The 19350-nt window shown below is 66.2% G+C and carries 20 protein-coding genes and 1 pseudogene; 5 read left to right on the forward strand and 16 right to left on the reverse strand.

The window, feature by feature from the left end:
* Positions 1 to 14: 14 nt before the first annotated feature.
* Positions 15 to 704: an urease accessory protein UreG gene (ureG, locus tag DL519_RS16815; RefSeq protein ID WP_190816171.1), complete on the forward strand. Its 690-nt coding sequence runs from the start codon at positions 15 to 17 to the stop codon at positions 702 to 704.
* Complete coding sequence (locus DL519_RS16820; protein WP_190816174.1) at positions 701 to 1528, forward strand: urease accessory protein UreD; 828 nt, start codon at positions 701 to 703, stop codon at positions 1526 to 1528. The genes ureG and DL519_RS16820 overlap by 4 nt, the downstream gene beginning before the upstream one ends.
* A 70-nt stretch (positions 1529 to 1598) precedes the next feature.
* On the opposite strand, the gene DL519_RS16825 is transcribed toward DL519_RS16820, so the two are convergent.
* From DL519_RS16825 to DL519_RS16870, 12 genes and pseudogenes are all read right to left on the reverse strand, one after another.
* Positions 1599 to 1751, reverse strand: a complete 153-nt coding sequence (locus tag DL519_RS16825) for a hypothetical protein (RefSeq protein WP_190816176.1) — start codon at positions 1749 to 1751, stop codon at positions 1599 to 1601.
* 359 nt (positions 1752 to 2110) lie between these two features.
* Positions 2111 to 2353 carry a transposase gene (locus tag DL519_RS46615; RefSeq protein WP_223839126.1) on the reverse strand — a complete coding sequence of 81 codons (243 nt, stop codon included), beginning with the start codon at positions 2351 to 2353 and terminating at the stop codon, positions 2111 to 2113.
* Positions 2354 to 2947 carry a helix-turn-helix domain-containing protein gene (locus DL519_RS46620; protein ID WP_223839128.1) on the reverse strand — a complete coding sequence of 198 codons (594 nt, stop codon included), beginning with the start codon at positions 2945 to 2947 and terminating at the stop codon, positions 2354 to 2356.
* A gap of 321 nt (positions 2948 to 3268) precedes the next feature.
* Complete coding sequence (locus DL519_RS16835; protein ID WP_190816178.1) at positions 3269 to 4780, reverse strand: CoA-acylating methylmalonate-semialdehyde dehydrogenase; 1512 nt, start codon at positions 4778 to 4780, stop codon at positions 3269 to 3271.
* Positions 4777 to 5439, reverse strand: a complete 663-nt coding sequence (locus tag DL519_RS16840; protein ID WP_190816180.1) for an SRPBCC family protein — start codon at positions 5437 to 5439, stop codon at positions 4777 to 4779. Before DL519_RS16840 ends, DL519_RS16835 begins: the two co-directional genes overlap by 4 nt.
* Positions 5436 to 7805, reverse strand: a complete 2370-nt coding sequence (locus tag DL519_RS16845; RefSeq protein WP_190816182.1) for a xanthine dehydrogenase family protein molybdopterin-binding subunit — start codon at positions 7803 to 7805, stop codon at positions 5436 to 5438. Before DL519_RS16845 ends, DL519_RS16840 begins: the two co-directional genes overlap by 4 nt.
* A complete protein-coding gene (locus DL519_RS46625) occupies positions 7802 to 8068 on the reverse strand; it encodes a 2Fe-2S iron-sulfur cluster-binding protein (protein WP_223840303.1) in 267 nt (88 codons plus the stop codon). The genes DL519_RS16845 and DL519_RS46625 overlap by 4 nt, the downstream gene beginning before the upstream one ends.
* Positions 8069 to 8113: 45 nt before the next feature.
* Positions 8114 to 8278: pseudogene (locus tag DL519_RS46630) on the reverse strand ((2Fe-2S)-binding protein); the annotation flags it as partial.
* A 19-nt stretch (positions 8279 to 8297) separates the two neighbouring features.
* Positions 8298 to 9989: a thiamine pyrophosphate-binding protein gene (locus tag DL519_RS16855; protein WP_190816184.1), complete on the reverse strand. Its 1692-nt coding sequence runs from the start codon at positions 9987 to 9989 to the stop codon at positions 8298 to 8300.
* 19 nt (positions 9990 to 10008) lie between these two features.
* Positions 10009 to 10890, reverse strand: coding sequence for a carbon-nitrogen hydrolase family protein (locus tag DL519_RS16860; RefSeq protein ID WP_190816186.1), 882 nt, complete (start codon positions 10888 to 10890; stop codon positions 10009 to 10011).
* On the reverse strand, positions 10883 to 12280 hold the full coding sequence (gene hydA, locus DL519_RS16865; RefSeq protein WP_190816188.1) for a dihydropyrimidinase: 1398 nt from the start codon (positions 12278 to 12280) through the stop codon (positions 10883 to 10885). Before hydA ends, DL519_RS16860 begins: the two co-directional genes overlap by 8 nt.
* Positions 12277 to 13302: an ABC transporter permease gene (locus DL519_RS16870; RefSeq protein ID WP_190816191.1), complete on the reverse strand. Its 1026-nt coding sequence runs from the start codon at positions 13300 to 13302 to the stop codon at positions 12277 to 12279. The genes hydA and DL519_RS16870 overlap by 4 nt, the downstream gene beginning before the upstream one ends.
* 183 nt (positions 13303 to 13485) lie before the next feature.
* Here DL519_RS16870 and DL519_RS16875 point away from each other — a divergent pair, with 183 nt between their 5' ends.
* On the forward strand, positions 13486 to 14337 hold the full coding sequence (locus tag DL519_RS16875) for an FAD binding domain-containing protein (RefSeq protein WP_190816193.1): 852 nt from the start codon (positions 13486 to 13488) through the stop codon (positions 14335 to 14337).
* On the opposite strand, the gene DL519_RS16880 is transcribed toward DL519_RS16875, so the two are convergent.
* From DL519_RS16880 to DL519_RS16895, 4 genes are all read right to left on the reverse strand, one after another.
* Entirely contained in the window at positions 14261 to 14623 is a 363-nt protein-coding gene (locus DL519_RS16880) for a hypothetical protein (RefSeq protein WP_190816195.1), read from the reverse strand. The two genes, DL519_RS16875 and DL519_RS16880, sit on opposite strands and share 77 nt — an antisense overlap.
* Positions 14624 to 14795: 172 nt before the next feature.
* Complete coding sequence (locus DL519_RS16885; RefSeq protein ID WP_317891370.1) at positions 14796 to 15713, reverse strand: FadR/GntR family transcriptional regulator; 918 nt, start codon at positions 15711 to 15713, stop codon at positions 14796 to 14798.
* The gene (locus DL519_RS16890) at positions 15611 to 17128 is read right to left on the reverse strand and encodes a sugar ABC transporter ATP-binding protein (RefSeq protein ID WP_190816199.1); all 1518 of its coding nucleotides are present in this window, start codon (positions 17126 to 17128) and stop codon (positions 15611 to 15613) included. Before DL519_RS16890 ends, DL519_RS16885 begins: the two co-directional genes overlap by 103 nt.
* A gap of 60 nt (positions 17129 to 17188) precedes the next feature.
* Positions 17189 to 18346 carry a sugar ABC transporter substrate-binding protein gene (locus tag DL519_RS16895; protein WP_190816200.1) on the reverse strand — a complete coding sequence of 386 codons (1158 nt, stop codon included), beginning with the start codon at positions 18344 to 18346 and terminating at the stop codon, positions 17189 to 17191.
* Between the two features lie 171 nt (positions 18347 to 18517).
* On the opposite strand from DL519_RS16895, the gene DL519_RS48735 reads away from it, so the two are divergent.
* The gene (locus DL519_RS48735; RefSeq protein WP_263399657.1) at positions 18518 to 18652 is read left to right on the forward strand and encodes a hypothetical protein; all 135 of its coding nucleotides are present in this window, start codon (positions 18518 to 18520) and stop codon (positions 18650 to 18652) included.
* Positions 18653 to 18855: 203 nt separating this feature from the next.
* Complete coding sequence (locus DL519_RS16905; protein WP_190816204.1) at positions 18856 to 19125, forward strand: hypothetical protein; 270 nt, start codon at positions 18856 to 18858, stop codon at positions 19123 to 19125.
* Positions 19126 to 19350: the final 225 nt, after the last annotated feature.

Here is a 19350-nt window from a genome sequence, read left to right on the forward strand (position 1 = left end):
CGAACGGAGCTGCCATGCACTACCACGAATCTCTGCTCGACCAGCACCTCTCCAGCGCCGCAGCGATCCGGCACGACGGCAGCCGCCGGGCACTGCGCGTCGGTCTGGGCGGTCCGGTGGGTTCCGGCAAAACCGCCAGCGTCGCCGCGCTCTGCCGCGCCTTCCGCGACCACTACTCCCTGGCCGTCGTGACCAACGACATCTACACCCGCGAGGACGCCGAGTACCTGCTCCGCGAGGCCGTGCTGCCGCCCGAGCGGATCACGGCCGTCGAGACCGGCGCCTGCCCGCACACCGCGATCCGCGATGACATCTCCGCCAACCTGGAGGCCATCGAGCACCTGGAGGAGACCCTGCCTCCCCTCGACCTCGTGCTCGTCGAGTCCGGCGGCGACAACCTCACCGCCACCTTCTCCAAGGGCCTCGTCGACGTGCAGATCTTCGTCATCGACGTCTCCAGCGGCGACGACATCCCCCGCAAGGGCGGCCCCGGCATCACCACCGCCGACCTCCTCATCATCAACAAGACCGACCTCGCCCCGCACGTCGGCGCAGACCTGGACACCATGGCCGCCGACGCCAAGAAGCAACGCGGCGACCTTCCCGTCATCTTCACCAGCATCACCGCGGACGCCGGTATCCACGAGGTCGCCGACTGGGTCACCACCCAGCTCGCCGAGTGGCACTCCAAGGCAGCGGTATGACCAACACCGCCCAACTCGCCGAACACCAGCCAGCCAACGCTCCCAGCGCCCACACCCCGGACGGGGTGTGGGCCACCGCCCGCATCCGCGCCGCGCACAACGGACGCGTCACCACGCTCCCCCAACTGCGCAGCGACGGCCCATTCCACCTGCGGCGCATGCGCACCAACGGGAACGCCGCCGCAGTGGGGATCATCGGCGCGATGAGCGCCCCACTAGGCGGCGACCGGCTGGTCCTCGACATCACAGCCGAGGACCGGGCCGAACTGGAGGTCACCACCGCCGCCGCCACACTCGCCCTACGCGGCCCCACCACCGAGGCAGCCACGTACGACGTGCGGATCACCGTCGGGGAGCACGCCAGCCTGCGCTGGCTGCCGCAGCCGCTGATCAGCGCCGCCGGCAGCAACCTGCGCCAGACCTGCACCGTTGAACTCGCCGCCACCGCACGGCTGGTGCTGCGAGAGGAGCAGCTACTGGGCCGGGCCGACGAGGAGCCCGGCCACCTCGTCAACCGGATCCTGGTCCGTCGCGCCGGACGCACACTGCTCGACCAGCACACGGCATATGGAAACCCGGAGCCCGGCTGGGACGGCCCAGCCGTCCTGAACGGCCACCGCGCCGTCGGCCAACTTCTGCTCGTGGGCCCGGATATCGACGTCCGGCACGACCCTGTCCTGCTCCGGGAGGGCTCCAACGACGGGTGCGCCGTCCTAGCACCGTTGGCCGGTGGGTCGGCGCTGCTCGCCACAGCCGTGGCACCGACCTCTTCTGTGCTGCGCGAGCTCCTCGACGAGGCGCACGCACATGCCCTCAGAAAGTAGCGTGGAAAGGTCGAAGTTTGCGCGGCCGTACATGGCTCTCTTGACTGCCTTCAGCTTCGTCACGGTGCCCTTAACAGCGCCAGCTCCAGGGCAGGGTGAGTCCGTTGCGGACGGCGTCGTAGTCCTTGAGCAGGCCAGCGGCGAACCCTTGGAGTTGGGAGACGTCGCTGGTCTGGGCGGCTGCGATTCGTGATCGACTAATTGCGCCCCGGCTCGTGATCATCGGGGCGCGCCACCAACTTTGTGCCAGAGCGATGCCCGCAAGATCCGCAGTGAGTTCTGCGAGCCGGTCCGTCGCGAGTGGGCTATGTCCGAAGCGAAGTCACGACGGTCGAGCAGCGGTCGGGGGAGAGTGCCGCGCCACCCGGCGGCTGAAGATGGGCAGCGGTCAGAACCTGCTGGTCGGGGCGATGACCATCGGGCGTATGCAAAGTCCGCTGGTTGATCATGTGTGCACGGTAGTCGGAAGAGGCATTGCGACGTGGACGTCGGCGAGCAGCGCGGCGCTTCGAGTAGGTCGACCAGACGTTGCTGCGTGACTCGGCTGGAGACGTGTGGGGCTCGAATATTCCTCGCTGCTGGTCAGGCGGCGTATCTGTACTCATTGATCAGGCCGCTGAGGACGCGGGAGCGCAGCAGTCTCCGGCTGGCCGTTGCATCGACTGGAGGCGGTTGTTCGTGAACCTGGGGAGGTAGTTGGTCTCGGGCCTGGTGGTGGCGGTGCGCGTTGTAATGCCTCTGGTATTCGGCCAGGACCCGACACGCATGAGCTTTGCCCAGGATCAGTATGTGGTCGAGGACTTCTCGGCGGAGGGTGCCGATCACTCACTCGCAGTGGGCATTGGCCTTCGGTGCTCGGACAGGTGTCTTGATGATTTCTATGTCCTCGGCTTGGAACACGGCGTCGAAGGCGTCGGTGTACTTGCTGCCGCGGTCTCGGATGAGGAAGCGCAGCGCGTCGATGCGCATGCCCAGGCTGATAGCGAGGTTACGGGCTTGCTGGGTGGCCCAGGCAGCGGTCGGGCGTGCGGTGACGCCGGCGACGTGCAGGCGCCGTGTGTGGTGCTCGAGGAAGACCAGGGCGTACAGAGGTTGCAGGCCTACGGTGTCGATGTGGAGGAAGTCGCAGGCGATCACGGCGGTGGCCTGTGTGGAAAGGAACTCGCGCCAGGTTGGACCGCTGCGCCGCGGGGCAGGATCGATTCCCGCTGCGTGCAGGATCTGCCAGACGGTCGAGGCGGCGATCGGGTGTCCGAGCCGGGCCAGTTCACCCTGAATCCGGCGATGGCCCCATCGGCTGTTCTCGCGAGCGAGGCGCAGCACGAGCTTCTTGATGGCGACCTTCGTGGGCGGCCGTCCGGGACCACGTCGTTCGGAGTAGTTCCACCGGCAAGCGACGAGCTTGCGGTGCCAGGCCAACAGTGTGCTCGGTGTTATCGGGAAGACCTTTGCCCAGCGGCGGCGGGGGATCAGCGAGGACAGGGCCGCAAGCCACAGGCGATCCGCAGGCTCGTGCCGAATTGGTCCTCGCAATTGGCGCCGTAGCACGGCGTTTTCATGCCGCAGGACAAGGAGCTCGGCATCCTTCGCGGTGTCCCGCCGAAGTAGCACTGCCGGGACGGAGAGAAGACGCCGAGTTACCTGGTACAGGAACGACACGATCATCCGAGCACGGTTGCAGCCCTACGCGCCGGCCTGTGGCCTTTTGGCCAGCAGCGATGAATAACCGAGCCCCACAGGTTATGCCACCCCGGTCACTGTGTCGGCGGGAAACCCGAGGTCTACGCCGTGCTGTTCGGACGGGTCCAGCCACCGGGTCGTCACGGTCTTCTGCCGGGTGAAGAAGTGGATCCCGTCCATTCCGTGGGCATGGGTGTCGCCGAACAGCGATGCCTTCCAGCCGCCGAACGAGTAGTAGGCCATCGGGACCGGGATGGGCACGTTCACCCCGACCATCCCGACCTCGATCTCGGTCTGGAACCTACGTGCCGCTCCACCGTTCTTGGTGAAGATGGCAACCCCGTTGCCATAGGGATTGTCGTTGACGATTTTCACGGCTTCCTCGTAGGTGCTCACGCGCACGACCGCCAGCACCGGCGCGAAGATCTCGTCCTGGTAGATCGTCATCTCCGGGGTGACGTGGTCGAACAGCGTGGGGCCGACCCAATAGCCGTCCGCGTCGCCTTTGGGCGACACATCGCGTCCATCGACCTCGAGGCTCGCACCTTGCGCGACCCCTGCCCCGATGTAGCTGACGGCGCGATCGCGGCTTTCGGCGGAAATGACCGGGCCCATGTCACTGTCGGACATGCCGTCTCCGATGACGAGCCTGGCCATACGCTCTTTGAGCTTGCCGACGAACTCGTCGGCAACATCACCGACGGTGACCACCACGCTGATAGCCATGCAGCGCTGTCCGGCAGACCCGAAGCCGGCGCCTACCGCCGCGTCTGCCGCGGACTCGATGTCAGCGTCAGGCAGGACGACCATGTGGTTCTTCGCCCCACCCAGGGCCTGAACACGCTTGCCGGCGGCCGTACCCCGCTCGTAGACGTAACGCGCGACAGGGGTCGACCCGACGAACGAGACGGCGCGGACCGAAGGGTGATCGAGCAGGCCGTCCACCGCGACCCTGTCACCCTGAAGGACGTTGAAGACACCATCCGGGAGCGCCGCCTCCTTCCAGAGCTCAGCCATCCACAACGACGCACTCGGCGCCTTCTCACTCGGCTTCAAGATCACGGAGTTTCCGGCGGCGAGCGCCAGCGGGAAGAACCACATCGGGACCATGGCGGGGAAGTTGAAGGGCGCGATGATCGCGACCGGCCCCACGGGCTGCCGAATAGACTGTGCGTCGACCCGCGTGCTCGCGTTGGCGGTGAAGCTGCCCTTGAGCAGGTGCGGTGCCCCGCAGGCGAATTCGACGACCTCCTGGCCCCGGGCGACCTCACCCATCGCATCGCTGAGGACCTTGCCATGTTCGCGCGTAATGATCTCCGCGAGCTGTCCCTTGCGCTCGTTGAGCAGTTCACGGAAGGCGAACAGGACCGAGGTCCGCCTCGCGAGCGACGTGTCTCGCCAAGCCGGGAAGGCCGCCGCAGCTGATGCGACCGCGGCGTCAACGTCGGCGCCATCGGCGAGGCACAGCTGACCGGTCGAGGTTCCACTCGCCGGGTTCAGGATCGGCATCTCCCTCGTGCCATGACCTTCGTACAGCGCTCCGTCGATCCAGTGCATCGCGGTCAGGCTCATCCATCGATCCTTTCGCGGGTACGGGCGGCGAACCGCTCGACGTTGAACAGCAACTTGCTGCAGGTCTTGAGCAGCCAGCTCACGACCACCCCCTTGAGGAGGGCGCCGACAGCAAGTTCGGTACTGCCAGGTGATGAGGAGGGCACAGCAGCGACGGACTTCGCTGCCGGTGCCTGCGCGTCGATCCCGGTGGATGGTCCCTGTTCAGAGCACAGGACTCGGCTCTCGATTTTCCGGGCTGCCTGGCCGACCAGCTGGTTGCTGACCTGTTGGAGCACTCCGCGGCCCATCGTGGCGACGCGGCCGACGATCGCGAGGTCGGTGCGGATGGTGACGCGCGACTGCCGCTCGACTTCGACCACCGACATCTCCATCGTGGCCGCTACCGTGCCGGCTGCTCCTTGTTCTTCGCCCTCGGCACGGATTGTGGCGACCCGCTTGTCTTTGTCAACGGCTGTGATGTAGCCGCTTCCCCGGTAGCGCACCGTCACGGGACCGACCTTGACCTTGAGGCTTCCCTCGAACGTCGACTCGTCGACGACCTCGTCGATGGTGACGCCGGGGACGCAGGTGACGACGCTCGGCGCATCGAGCAGGAAGTCGAAGACGGTGTCCGGTGGTGCGGCGATGTCGAACTCGTGCATGAGCTCCACGGTCACGATTCCTTCTGTTGAGTGGTCGTTGTCGCGATGAGGTGCCGCATCCGTTCCGGGGTCATCGGCATTCGGGTCACGGACACCCCGAGGGGTTCGAGTGCGTCTTCGATCGCTTCGGCGATCGCAGCTGCGACCGGGATGATTCCGGCCTCTCCCGTGCCCTTGATACCCAGCGGGTTCCACGGCGACGGAGTCTGCATCTCGTCCAGGACGAGGGGCGGCAGGTCGTCGATGGTGGGCAGCCGGAAGTTGAGGAAGCTGGTCGTGGTGGGCTGGCCGGCGGCGTCGAAGGTGAAGAGTTCCAGGAGCGCGCCACCGATGCCTTGGACGAGCCCGCCCAGGATCTGGCCGTCGACGACGAGTGGGTTGAGCACCCGGCCACAGTCGTGGACGATGACGTAGTTGAGCAGGGTCGTCTTGCCAGTGGCGATGTCGACTTCCACCTCGGCGACGTGGGCGCCGAAGCCGAACACCCACTGTCGGTTGCAGAAGTACTCGGTGGCTGCCAGGGCGATCGGCGGCGCGCTGCCACCGGTCCACGGCGTTGATGTCTCAGGTACGGCAGGGTACCGGATCGGGTTGACTCCGGTGGCGAGGTCTGCCAGAGAGAGGCGCGCGCCGGTCCCCGTGACCTGGACGAATCCGTTGTCGATGGACAGGTCTTCGGCGGAGCACTCAAAGAACTCTGCTGCCGTTGCGAGGATCTGCCGGCGCAGGTTCGTGGCCGCCGCGGCCACGGCGTTGCCGGCCATCACGGCGGCGCGACTGCCGAAAGTTCCGTGGCCCACTGCGCCGGCGCCGCCTGATGTTGCCCGAACGACAACGTTGGCGGGATCGCAGCGGAGGACGTCCGCGGCCAACTGGGCGAACGTGGTCGCGTGTCCCTGTCCCTGGGAGGGTACGGACACGTCGACGACGATCCGGCCGTTCGGGTTGAGCGCGGCGGTGCAGCCTTCGTACGGGCCGACGCCGGTACCCTCGACATAGGTTGCCGACCCGATTCCGGTGAATCGTCCCTCGCTCCGGTGCTGCTTCTGCCGGGCGCGGAAAGCGGTCAGGTCGGCGTGCCTCATAGCGAGTTGGAAGCCCTCGGCGTACCGGCCGCTGTCGTAGATCGCGCGACTCCCGTCGTGCAGGTCGAGGCCGGTGTCGTAGGGGAACGCGTCATCCGGGATGAAATTGCGGCGACGGACTTCGCTGGGCTCGAGACCCAGTGACTTCGCCATCGCGCTGATGAGCCGCTCCATCACGAACACACCCTGTGGGCGGCCGGCCCCGCGGTACGGGCTGACGGGCGGCTTGTTGGTGTAGACGACCTGGCCGGTGAATTCATAGTTCGGAACGTGGTACTGGCCGGGCAGGTGTGTTCCGGTCACGGCTGGCACCGCGATCCCGTACGGGATGTAGGCGCCGGTGTCATGGACGAATGCTGTTCGTACCGCCAGTAGCTTGCCGTCGTCGTCATAGCCCACCGTGGCCCGGTGAACCTGGCCGCGTTCCTGATTGGCGCTAATGAAGTGCTCGTACCGGTCCTCGGTCCAGGCCACGGTTTCCTCGAGGCGCATGGCCGCGAGCGGGACGAGCACCTCCTCGGGGTAGAACAGCATGATCTTGGTGCCGAAGCCACCGCCGACGTCCGGTGCGACAACCTCCAGTTGGTCGAGCGGGAGGTCGAGGATCCGGCTAAGCCCTTGCCGGATGGCCACGTGTGATTGGGTCGAGTCGGACACGTGCAGGCGGCGGGTACGCCGGTCCCACTTGGCGTGCACCCCCCGGCCTTCCATGGGCATGCCGCCGCTGCGCTCGATCTCCAGGTCAAGGGTGAGCTTGTGCGGCGCGGAGGCCAGCGCGGTGTCAACGTCGCCTCGAGACTGGTGGACCACAGCCGCAACGTTGTCAGCAATGTCGTCGTGAACCATCCCACGGTCGGCGTCAGTGAACTCGACCACGGCGGGGAGTGGCTCGTAGTGGATCTCGACGAGTTCGGCCGCATCCTCGGCCCGATATCGGCTGTCGGCGATGACCATGACGATTGCCTCGCCGACGTACCGCACTCGGTCCACAGCCAGGGGCAGCTGCGTCCGCGGCGCGATGAGGTCCGGGTGTGGGCCGAGCAATGGCAACGGGCCGTTGAGCTCACCGAGATCGTGCCCGGTCCACACGGCGTGGACGCCCCTCAGCCGCCTGGCCTGCTCGACGTCGATCGAGGTGATTCGGGCGTTGGCGTGCACCGATCGGACGAAGTAGGCGTGCAGGGTCCCGGGCATGGCCAGGTCGTCGACGTAGGTTCCCAGACCGCGCAGCAGGCGTTCATCCTCCACCCGCTCCATCGGCTTGCCGGTCCCCTTACCTGCGGTTGTTCCCGTCATGGCGTGTTCTCCGCATCGGACTCGGCGAAGATCTCTTCGACGACTCGCTTGATACCCCGGTATCCGGTACACCGGCAGATGTGTCCCCGCACGCTGTCCAGTGCGTCCGCCCGGCATGGGGCAGGACGGTTCTGTTCGGCGGCCAGCGACATGAGGATCCCCGGCGTGCAGAACCCGCACTGGAGAGCGTGGTGCTTCCGGAACGCCACCTGGATGTCGTTCAGGTCCTGCCCGGGAGGTACCAAGTCCTCGACGGTTCGCACTGACCGGCCTGACATCTGCACCGCGAGAGTGAGACACGAACGAACTGCCTCACCGTCGACGAGGACAGTGCACGCGCCGCAAACGCCGTGCTCGCAGCCGACATGAGTACCAGTGAGCCCAAGCTCGTGCCGAAGGTAGTCCGAGAGGAGGGTTCGCGGTTCCACGTTCGACTCGCGTGTGAGTCCGTTGACCTCGACGGTAATTCTCATTCCGGCTGCCCACCCTTCCTCACGCGCTGGTCGGCATCGGCATGCGCGCAGCGTACGAGGTCACGGGTGCGATCGCCTCGGGGTCGATCCGTGCATCGATCAGCGTCGGAGCGCGGCTCGCGTCCGCCTCCCTCAGCGCGTGCGCAAGCTCGGCGGGCGTCCGCACGGTGACGCCGCGGGCACCGAGGGCGGATGCCGCATCGGAGTAGCTCACGTCACCGAAGTCGTTGATCTCGGGGATGATGTTGCCCTCGACATACTTCTGCAGGTGGTACTCGAAGGCCAGGGTGCCGTTGTTCATGACCACAATCGTGGCCGGGATGCCCACGCGAGCGGCCGTCTCTAGCTCGGTGAGGTTGTAGCCGGCGCCTCCGTCTCCGGTGATGCACACGACCCGCCGATCCGGTGCGGCGAGCTGCGCGCCGAGGGCGCCCGGGATGGCCCAGCCGAGCGAGCCGGCGGCACGGAGGAAGGTCGCGCCCGTCGTCCGCTGCGGGTAGAGCACGCCTGCCCATGCGGCCATGTAGCCGGTGTCCGCGACGATGACGTCCGTGCCGTCCAGCTCGGCCGCGATCGTCGAGACGACCTCGCGAGGGTGCATGTGCTCGGTGCTGGTGTTGGGGGTGTTCAGGGAGCACGCTCGCCACGTGGCGACGGCGTCGACACACTCGGCCACCCATGTGTGGTCGCGAAGGACCGTGGCGCGTTCTGCGTGGGCGGCGAGCGCCTCGACCAAAACGGCGACGGTGGCCTTCACATCGCCGAGCACGTTGAGATCGGCCGCCGGGTCGAGGGAGCCGGTGGCGGTATCGACGCGGATCAGACGGACGTCCTCGAACAGGGTGAAGGAGTCGCTGGTCACCGATCCGGTGCGACTGCCCAAAACCAGCACCTGGTCTGCCTCTCGAGCGATCCGGTTGGAGATCGGTGCCGCGTACCGGCCGACGACGCCGGCGCTGAGCCGGTGGCTGTCGGCGATGGTGCCCTTACCGCCGATCGAGGTCACAACCGGGGCCTGGAGGAGATCGGCCAGCTCGGCGATCTCGTGGCTGACTCCAGAGACGCGTGCGCCGGACCCGGCAAGGATCACCAGGCGGCGAGAGGAGGCCAGCGCGTCAACCATTGAGTTGATCACGTCCGCGGACGGAAGCGGCCGATACATCGGGGCGGTCAGCCGGGTCGTCGGCACCGCGGTGGCGGCCTCCGGCGCAGTCGTCTCACCAATCACGTCCCGGGGCACGTCGAGGTGCGTCGGGCCGGGCGCGCAGACCGCCTCGTGCATCGCGCGCAGGAGCATGCGCCGGACGTGGTCGCCCTGGCGGGCCTCGCCTGCCCAGTGGGTCACGGGCTGGTGGAGCGCGAGCTGGTCAAGCAGCTGGTACTCGTGACGGTCGCGGGTGGCGGCTGGCACGGAGCTCGTGAGGGAGACGACGGGACTCATGGCCCAGTACGCGTCGGCCAAGGCGGCGGCGACGTTCGCGGATCCGGGGCCGTGCTGGCCGTAGACGAAAGTCGGCCGGCCGGTAATGCGCGCGTAGCCGTCGGCCATGTACACGGCGCCCTGCTCGCTACGGCAGGGGATCATCCGGATCCCGCGTTGCTGGAACGCGGTCCACAGGGCGGGGTCGCCACCGGTGAGCATGAAAAAGGTGTCAATCCCCTGGTCCTCGAGGATTTGACCGATGATGTCGGCGACTCGGGTGTTGGTCATGTTCTCTGTGCCTCCTCGTTCAGCTCGTCGGGCGGTATGTGTAGAGGTCCGGTCGTTGTGCGCCGCGCATGCCCATGGCGCGGGCCGTGGTTGCGACCGCGGTCCCCGCGAAGGTCCCGGTCGCAGTGCTCGCCGATCCAGCGCCGGCGATCTGGACGATGAGTCCGTCAGACCCGATGACCATGGACTGGCCGAGGTAGCTGACGTCGCTCTTGCCGAGGGCTTCACGTCCGTGCCGGTTGGCGACTGCCACGATGACGCTCTGCTGGAGCGCCATGGCTTGCATCTCGGCTGCGAATATCGGTTTCGTTCCCTCGGGCGACGCGGTGGGGACGGCGACGATGTCGGCCGAGTTCGCCGTGAGCGTCGCCCACGCGCCGGGGAAGTGCCGGTCGTAGCAGATGAGCACGCCGATGCGGGCGAAGTCGAGATCCCAGGTCAGCAGCTCGGGCCCGGCATGGAAATGGTCGTCCTCGACGAACGTCGACCCGTAGCCACGCACGTTGCACAGGTGTGTCTTGTCGTAGACGGCGCGGAAGTTGCCGGTGGTGATGCCTTTGCCTTCGACCAGTCCGCCTTGCCGGTCGAGCACGACCGCCGCGTTGCGGACGCGCCGACCATCGGTGAAGCACACCCCAACGACCATGTTGCTTGCCAAGCGCCTGGCCAGGACCTGGTAAGGGTCGAGGACCTGCTCCAGCGGGAACGCCTGCCGCCCTGGCACGTACCGTGGGTCGACGCCGGCCAGGGGAAAGTACGGCGTGTTCGCCATCTCGGGGAAGACGAGCAGGTCGTGCCGCCTGAGGGTGCGCCCGAGGTCGAGCACGGCTGGCGGTTCGATGCCACCCGCGGGGGTCTGGACGACGCCCACGGTGGTGTCCTTGGCGAGCGTCTCAGACATCGTAGTTGTTGGTGTCCCGGCGGATGTACTTGCCGCGTCCCGGGCTGTGCAGGGCGTTGCCGCGCTCAGCGACCAGGTCGCCGCGCGAGAAGACCAGTCGCGGCCAGCCGTGGCACTCATACCCCTCGTACGGATCGTAGTCGGCATTGGAGTGCATCTCGCCGACGGTGAGCCGGCGGATCTCCGCGGGGTCGATCACCGCGATGTCGGCGTCTGCACCCGGCGCAATAACCCCCTTGGCGGGATGCATGCCAAAGAGCTTGGCCGGGTTGGTGGAGGTGAGCGCCACGAATTGGCAGGCGTCGAGTTTGCCCTTTTGCACTCCCTCGGAGAACAGCATCGGTACGCTGGTCTGAAGGTTCGAGACGCCGGCGGGGATCCGCCAGAACGGCGCTTCGGCAAGTTTCTGCTCGGCCTTCCAAGGAGCGTGGTCGGTCGCATAGGTCTGGATCTCGCCGGCCTGGAGACCCTCCCACAGCGCCTCGGAATCGGTGTTGGATCGGATCGGCGGGAGGCAGACGTACTTGTTGCCCTCCTTGTTCGGCAGCTCGTAGACGCTCTGCTCTAGGAACAGGTACACCGGACGCGTCTCGACGAAGATCTGGTCGAACTTCTTGCGGGCATCGCGGACGGCTTCGAGTGCTCCTGCGGTGCTCAGGTGCACGAAGTACACGGGCGCTTCGAGGAGCGCCGCGTACTCTGCAATCTTGCGAGTGGCGATCGCCTCCGCCTGAGGCGGCCTCGCCTGGGGCAGGAACTCGACTCCGAGGTCACCGCGCTGTTCGAACGTGCGGGTGAGGAAGTCGATGAGTGCGCCGTCCTCGGCGTGGACGTTGACGATCATGCCGGCGTCGCGGGCCGCCCGGAGTACCTCGAGGATGCCGGCGTCGGGCAGCTGAAACCCGGAGACTGCACCGAACACCTTGACGCTGGTCACACCGGCCTTGACGACCTGGGGGAACTCGGCGACGGCCTTCTCGGCGTTGTCCGTGACGACGACGTGGAGGCCGTAGTCGATGTTCGCGGTCGTCTTCGCCAGCTCGAGGTCGCGCTCGATGGCGGTCATCAGCGTTTCGCCTTCCTCCTGGAAGGCGTAGTTGACGATGGTGGTGATGCCGCCCGCGGCTGCGGCACGGGTGCCGGAATCGTAGTCGTCGGCGTTGTGCGAGCCGACGTAGCCCACCCAGTGGTGGAAGTGGGTGTGGACGTCGATGGCGCCCGGAACCACGAGACAACCGGTGGCGTCGACTTCATCGGCACCAGAGCCGTCGACGATGCCGACCTGGACGACCTTGCCCTCGCGGACGGCGACATCGCCGACGGCCATCTCGTCGGCGTTGACGACAGTGCCGCCGCGAATGACGAGGTCGTGCTGCTGGTGCGTGGTCATGCTGGCTTGCCTCCGATGGTCAGTTTGGACAGCCGCTCGAGCAGGGCGGCGATGAGGATGAGTGAGCCGATGGCGACCTGTTGCCAGAACGCGGTGATGTCCATGAGGACCAGGCCGTTCTGGATGGTCGCGATGAGCAGCGCTCCGACGACGGAGCCACCGATGCTGCCGATTCCTCCGTTGAGGGAGGTGCCGCCGATGACGACTGCCGCAATGGCTGCCATCAGGTCCTGGGTACCGACGGTGCCCGAGCCGGAGTCGAGTCGCGCAGCGATGATGAGGCCGGCCAGGCCGGCGAGCGCGCCACTGAGGACCAGCACTCGGACCTTGACACTGGAGATGCTGACGCCGGAAAGGCGTGCTGCCTCGCGGTTGCCGCCGACGGCGTAGACGTCGAGGCCGAAGCTGGTCTTGCGGAGCGTGACCGCCAGGCCGAGCGCCACGACGCCGGCGATGACAACCGGGACCGGAATGCTGAGGACCTTTCCAGTGCCGAGGTAGCCGAACTGGCTACCGAGGCCGAACACCGAGGTGCCGTTCGTCAACAGGTTGGCCGCACCACTGGCAACGCTCAGCATGGCGAGTGATGCGACGAATGAGGGAACCGAGAACCTCGTGGCGACGATGCCGTTCACGAGTCCGGCGGCAGCGCCGACGGCGATGCCGCCGACGATGGCCAGCGGCCACGGAATGCCGTAGGCCACGATCATGACCGCAGCCGCCGAACCCGTCAGCGCTTCGACCGAGCCGACCGAGAGGTCGATCTCGCCTGCGATCAGAGAAACGGTCAGACCACAGGCCAGGATCGTCAGCGTCGACGCCGCGAGCAGGACGTTGAGGACGTTCCCGACGGTGGCGAAGTCTGGCGCGATGGCCGACAAGACGCAGCAGACCGCGATCAACGCCATGGAGGTTCCGGCAATCGGCGACGCGACGACGCGTAACCAGACGGGGCGGCGCTTCTGAGCGGGTGCCGAGGTCGATTCGACTGACTGCGTCGGTGGCAGTTGGGTAGCGCTCACCAGCTCCTCCTTACTGGGGTGTGCACAGCCGGGTGGGGCCTGCATAGGACCACGGCTAGGTCCCCTTCGTCAAGAAATTGGCCTTACCGATTTTGAGATCTGTGATCAAATAAACGGCCTTATTCGCAGAAAAAGGGCTCAAAATCGTGACATTGGTCAGTCCAACGAGTACCGTCATGGGGCATGAAGCCGTCGCCGTTCCTGTATCGCGCACCGACCACCCTCAAGCTGGCGCTCGATGATCTTGCGGAGTGCGCAGAAGAAGGCGGCAAGGTGCTCGCGGGGGGTCAGAGCCTCATCCCGATGTTGAATTACCGCCTCGTTCGTCCGCCGGTGTTGGTGGACATCGGCAACGTCGCAGAGCTGTCCGAGCGGACTGTCAACGACCAGAGTTTCAGCCTGGGGGCAACGACCACGACTGGCTGGATCGCACGCTCACCCGCGGTGCGCGACGCCTGGCCGTTGCTGTCCGCAGCAGCGAGCTGGGTGGGCCACGTCCAAATCCGTTCGCGGGGCACGATTGGCGGCAGCGTGGTGCACGCAGACCCGTCCGCGGAAATAGCGGCGACGATGGTCCTGGCGGACGCCCGGATCACGCTGAGGTCCGTTCGCGGTGGCCGTGTCGAGAATGCCGGCGACTTCTTCACCGGCTATCTAAGTACGGGCATCGAGGAGGACGAGATCCTCACCCGGCTGGATTTCGAGGTTCCTAACGCCGGCGGCCGATGGGGCTTTGAGGAGTTCGCGCCCCGACACGGCGACTTCGCAGAGGCAGGGGCGGCGTTGACTCTGCCGGCTGAGGGTGCTCAGGAGCGCGGGCGCGCAGTTGCTTTCGGCGTGGCGGATCGGCCATTCCGGCTGCCCAGCCTCGAGGCGCTCCTCACCGCGTCCACCGAACGGGTGGCGCGCGGGGTGTTCAATGAGGCGGTTGGCAACGACTTCGACGCGATCGGCACCGTCACCTCCGAGAAGAGGGCAATGGGCGGCCACATGGTGGCGCGTGCGTTAGGCGCTGCCGGGGTCGTCGTCGACTGATGCCGGTCGACAGCGAGGAATACGCCCCGCGCCGACGGCAGGCGGCGACCACATCAGCGGTGTAGAACTTCGAATCCGCCCGCACGATCCGCATCCCGGCGCATCCGGCTTGGTCGACGGCGGCCAAGGACTCGGCGACGAACCGGGCTTCGCCACGCACATCGGCCGCTTTGCCCTCGCGCAGCCGCACCGCGGCGATGACCAGCTCACCAAGCCGGGCGCGTTCCGCCAGCCGCACCACCGGCACCAGCCCGGCATCCGCGACCAGATTCGGATCATCAAACACCGCGCCCAGCCGCGCCGGACTATGAGAAGATGCCCTCTCACTAGGACGGATGGATCAGTAAGATCAATCGTCCCAGCTCAAGAGGGCATCTCACCTTCTCACCACCGAACCGTTACCCAAAACCACCGGTGGATCGAACCCAAATGCGGCCGGATCAACCTGATGGGACTCTTCAGTGCGCTTCGCCGGCCGAGGCCGGGCGCTCGGTGCCGGAACTACGGACCTGATCTTCGACCCGGGCGAGGTGGAGAAGCATCGCCGCCTTTGCGCGTTCCGGATCGCCCTCGCGGATTGCCTTCCCAATGGCGCGGTGCTCGATCTGCGACTGCTCGCGATTGACCGTGTTCGCCGCGGTCACCTCGAGGACCGTGAACTCTAGGTCTCGAATGCCTCTGATGATGCTGAGGAGCAGTGGGTTCCCGGTCTGCCGGACGATCCATTCATGGAAGGCCAGGTCGTTCTCCGGGAACGTGTCCTCATCGGGCTCGTCGAGGGCCTTGAGCAGCTCGTCCATCTCGACCAGGTTGTCTTCCTTGACCGTGCTGGCTGCCTCCGCGGCCGCCGCTGGCTCGAGGAACCGTCTGACCTGGAAGAGGTCGAGGTACGACCCGTGGACCAGCCGGAACGCGTAGGTCAGCGGAGCGAGCAGGAGCTCCGGGGTCAGATCCGTGACGTAGGTTCCAGCGCCGCGACGGGACTCGACGATGTTCACGGCTTCGAGGCTCCGCAGGGCTTCACGCACCAGCGGGCGGGAGACCCCGAGACGGATCGCGAGCTCCCGTTCGGCGGGGAGGGCGGCTCCGGGAAGCAGTTCGCCCGCGACGATCATCGACACGACATGATCACGAACATCGTGTAGTGGGCCTGCCATAGGCCGGAGCATACCGAGGCGTGGACGCGATGATGCGGCGGGCGGTCGGCGACCGCTCGTGGCAACAAACCGTGGAGTTGCCGGGTAGCCACCCCCGTCCAGATCACCGCCATCACTCATCTGGCACCCGCCAGAGGCCGTGTCGCGTGACCCATGATTTCCCGTTCGGTCGTCGGACCGGAGATCTCCTCTGCTATCGCGCCGGCACGGAACACGCATACCCGGTCGCTCAACCCGCAGACCTCCTGCATGTCCGAGCTCACCAAGAGCACCGCAACGCCCTGAGAGGCGATCTCGCGCAGAAGTTGGTAGATCTGTGCCCGGCTCCCTACGTCGACGCCCGCGGTGGGCTCGATAAGCACCAGCACGCGGGGGGACAACGAGACTGCTTTGGCGAGGACGATCTTCTGCTGGTTCCCCCCGCTCAGGGAACCAGCAGAGAGTTCCGGGCGTCGCGGGTCGACCGTGAACCGATCGATCGCCCGCACCGCGTTGGCCTTCGTCCGGCGGCGCGACATCCACCGCAGCCGGCGTCCGGTGCGGGAGGCAATCTGTGCCCGGCTCGAGTAGGTCAGCGCCAGGTTCTCGGCGATGCTCAGGCCGGCGATCAGCGCTTCTGAGCGGTCAGCCGGAACTAGTGCAATGCCGTGCCGCATCCCATCGAGTGCGGTGCGAGGCAAGGCGGTGGATCCATCTACGGACACTGCGCCCGCTTCTGCCCGACGGCTGCCGCACAGGGCTTCCGCTACAGGAACCATTCCGGCGTCCACTAGACCGGTGAGGCCGACAACCTCACCGCCGTTGACGATGAAGCTGACGGGCGGCTGCCCTGTGACTTTCAGACCCTCCACCTGGAGAACGGGCACCTCGGTCGGGTTGGCCACACGGGGCGGGTACAACTGCTGGACGGGCCGATCCAGCATTGCCTCGATCATGGCGTCGACGGTCAACTCGTCCTTTGCCATCTCGCGAACGATCCGGCCGTCCCGAAGGATGGTCGCACGGTCGCAGAGCGCGGTGATCTCGTCGAGACGGTGGCTGATATAGACCAGCCCGACGCCGTCGCCGCGGAGCCGATCGAGCTTCTCGAACAGGTTGTCCCGATCAGCAGGAGTCAGTGCTGCAGTCGGCTCATCCATTACGAGAACCTTGGCCTCGGCAGTCAGCGCCCGCGCGATCTGGACTAGCTGTGCCTGCGGCAAGGAGAGCTGCGAGATCTTCGTGAACGGATCGACACGAAGTCCCACCGATGCCACAGCCTGCTCGACAACCTGAGCGGCCTTGCGCCTGCTGAGGAAGCCGAAGTGCCTGGCGCGTTCGCCGGCTTCGGTTCGTCCCAGCAGGAAGTTGTCGACGATGCTCAGACCTCGGACCAGGGCCAGGTGCTGATGGATGGCGTGGACGCCCAGGCGCTCTGCATGGAGCGGCGACTGGAACGAAACCGGCTCGCCGTCGATCAGAACGTTCCCGTGGTCCGGGGAGTGAACTCCCGTCAGGATCTTCACGAGCGTCGACTTGCCGGCGCCATTCTCACCCAGCAGCGCGTGGACCTCTCCGGAGGCGACCGTGAGGTCGGCATCCCGCAGCGCGTAGACTCCGCCGTAGCTCTTGGCGACCTGTTGGGCGGCCAGCACTGTCCGGCTCACTGACGTCGGTTCGGTAGCGTGGATCATCACGAGACTCCCGTCGCGTAGTCAGCAGCGGCCGGCCACTGCGTCATTCACGCGCTTGGCAAGGGCATCGTCGACATTGAACGGTTTTCCGTTGACGTCGACCGACTTGGCGCCGCCCGAGATCTCTTTGACCTGGTCGGTGGTGAGCAGGGTGATCGGTGGCTCGACCTTCTCCGGGACGCCTTGCCCGTCGAGGCGGGCGACGACCGAGTTGATGAACTCCGAACCGACGTGGTCCAGAAAGAGGATCCCGTTGGCGACGAACGTGCCTTGGTAGGTGGCCCGGAGGCCGATGCAGGTCCCGTTGTAGCCGATGACGGGTACCTTTCCCTTCAGATTGCGGGTCTCGAGAGCCGAGATCGCACCGAAGGCCATCTCGTCGTTGTCGGCGAACACCGCGTCTATGTCGGGGTGGGCGGTCAGGATGTCCGTCATCACGCGCAGAGCTTTGTCGCGTGCCCAGTCTGCCGGCTGGCGGGCGACGACAGTCGCCCCTGGGTTGGCTGCAGCCAGCCCCTGCTCGAACCCATCCGCGCGCTCGATGCCGGGCGTGTCAGCAGGGGCACCCTCGAGAACGGCGACTTTCGCCGCACCGTTTAGGTGGTGGCCGAGCCAGGTGCCCGCAACCTTGCCGCCTTCCGTCTCGTCTCCGATGATGGAGGTCACGACCAAGCCACGGTTTTGCGCGCCCTCGATCTCCGACTGCAGGATGAAAACCGGGATACCTGCGGCCTTCGCCTGCGTCAGGATCGGCATGATCTGCTGTTTGTCCCACGGTTCGACGCCAAGCGCCTTAACGCCTCGGCCGATCATCGCCTGCAGCTTGGTGACCATGTCCTGCATGTCTCGGCTGTCTTGAGAGAGCAGCTCGATGTTTCCTTTTGCGGCTGCCGCGGCCTCGGCCGCCTCCGACATGTCCTTGATGGCCGGGTTGTCCCAAGCCTGGGTCACCAGCCCAATCTTGATCTTGTGGCCGCTGTCCGTCCCCGGCCCCGCACATCCGGCCAGAAGCAGGACAGCCGCTGCCCCACACGCGATGAGCACCTTGCGCACCACTTTCACCTCCGGTTCCGAAGACCGCACAGCGGTCTCGCCTCCTCGCTTGGGGACGAAGTATGAACGACCGAAGCCAGAGCGGTCAACAGACTTGTCATACCAATTATCGTCGAAATTGCTCATCCCCCCACCGATCTGGCCAAGAACGGCTAATTTTGCGTAGATCGGCCGCCAGCTCATCAAAACTGGTAATACCGATTGCGGGGCAGCGCGGTCGATACGCAGAGCTACGACACAGGGTTCAAGCTCGACTCGATGGAGCCTGGAGCGGTCAGCACCCGGACGCGGCCGAAGATGCAGATGCTGGAGATCGCAGACAAACCGGCCTCGGTGGCGTCGGCCCTGATCGGGCTCATCGGGCTGGCCATGACCGGTTTCGGTTTGTGGCTGCAACGCCGCGGGAAGCCCGAACCTGTGGCGCTTGTTTAAGCATCGCAGCAGGTGAAGACGCCAACTCGGCAATCACTGGGATCATGTCGGCGTGATCGTGTCGCTGCTATACAAGGTGACCCGGAAGCTGCTGTCCGTCCCAGCTCTGCTCTTGCGCCTCGATACGGCCAAGGATGCCGAACTGCTCGAACAAAAGCAACGTCGGTGCCGGTCGCGTCGGTGCTGGCGACGTTGGTGACCAGATGCGGCCGGCCGGTCACGGCGTCGTCGCAGGTTTCGGTGACGTGGATCTTGCAGCCTTCCCAGCCGCAACCGCGCTTGGTCGCAAACCGGGCATCGGGGGCATAGGGGGAGCAGATCCGTTCTCTGCTGGGCGGGAGGTCTTTCTCCTCCCCCAGGCCACCTCCTGCCCGCTGTTGTTGATGGTGCGGTGGTACTGCTTGATCCACACCGTGCGCGGGATGACGGCCGCGGGGATCTCCCGCCGCCACACCGGCGCCTGGTCGCCGTGAACAGCCTGAAGCAGGGCGAATCCGTCGACACCGACCTGCACTGCCATCGCAGCGCGTTTGTCCCCGACGCAGCGTGGACGACCCAGCAAGCTCGCAATCTTCTGATGGGTCTCGACGACCAGGCAGCGGATTTCAGATGCAAAATGACGCACGCGCTCCTCGGCTTTTGGTGGACCAAGGATTCGAGTACTGGGATAGTGTAGAGGCAGTATATCGACTTGATAT

It is taken from the genome of Saccharopolyspora pogona (assembly GCF_014697215.1).
Classification (GTDB): domain Bacteria; phylum Actinomycetota; class Actinomycetes; order Mycobacteriales; family Pseudonocardiaceae; genus Saccharopolyspora; species Saccharopolyspora hattusasensis.

Coding starts and splice junctions, on each gene's coding strand:
- DL519_RS16825 (WP_190816176.1), bottom strand. CDS start 1,751: ATGATCACGAGCCGGGGCGCAATTAGTCGATCACGAATCGCAGCCGCC.
- DL519_RS16895 (WP_190816200.1), bottom strand. CDS start 18,346: ATGAGCAATTTCGACGATAATTGGTATGACAAGTCTGTTGACCGCTCT.
- DL519_RS16845 (WP_190816182.1), bottom strand. CDS start 7,805: ATGACGGGAACAACCGCAGGTAAGGGGACCGGCAAGCCGATGGAGCGG.
- DL519_RS16820 (WP_190816174.1), top strand. CDS start 701: ATGACCAACACCGCCCAACTCGCCGAACACCAGCCAGCCAACGCTCCC.
- DL519_RS16860 (WP_190816186.1), bottom strand. CDS start 10,890: ATGTCTGAGACGCTCGCCAAGGACACCACCGTGGGCGTCGTCCAGACC.
- DL519_RS16835 (WP_190816178.1), bottom strand. CDS start 4,780: ATGAGCCTGACCGCGATGCACTGGATCGACGGAGCGCTGTACGAAGGT.
- DL519_RS16885 (WP_317891370.1), bottom strand. CDS start 15,713: ATGCGTGTTCCGTGCCGGCGCGATAGCAGAGGAGATCTCCGGTCCGAC.
- hydA (WP_190816188.1), bottom strand. CDS start 12,280: ATGACCACGCACCAGCAGCACGACCTCGTCATTCGCGGCGGCACTGTC.
- DL519_RS16855 (WP_190816184.1), bottom strand. CDS start 9,989: ATGACCAACACCCGAGTCGCCGACATCATCGGTCAAATCCTCGAGGAC.
- DL519_RS16875 (WP_190816193.1), top strand. CDS start 13,486: ATGAAGCCGTCGCCGTTCCTGTATCGCGCACCGACCACCCTCAAGCTG.
- DL519_RS48735 (WP_263399657.1), top strand. CDS start 18,518: ATGCAGATGCTGGAGATCGCAGACAAACCGGCCTCGGTGGCGTCGGCC.
- DL519_RS16905 (WP_190816204.1), top strand. CDS start 18,856: ATGCGGCCGGCCGGTCACGGCGTCGTCGCAGGTTTCGGTGACGTGGAT.
- ureG (WP_190816171.1), top strand. CDS start 15: ATGCACTACCACGAATCTCTGCTCGACCAGCACCTCTCCAGCGCCGCA.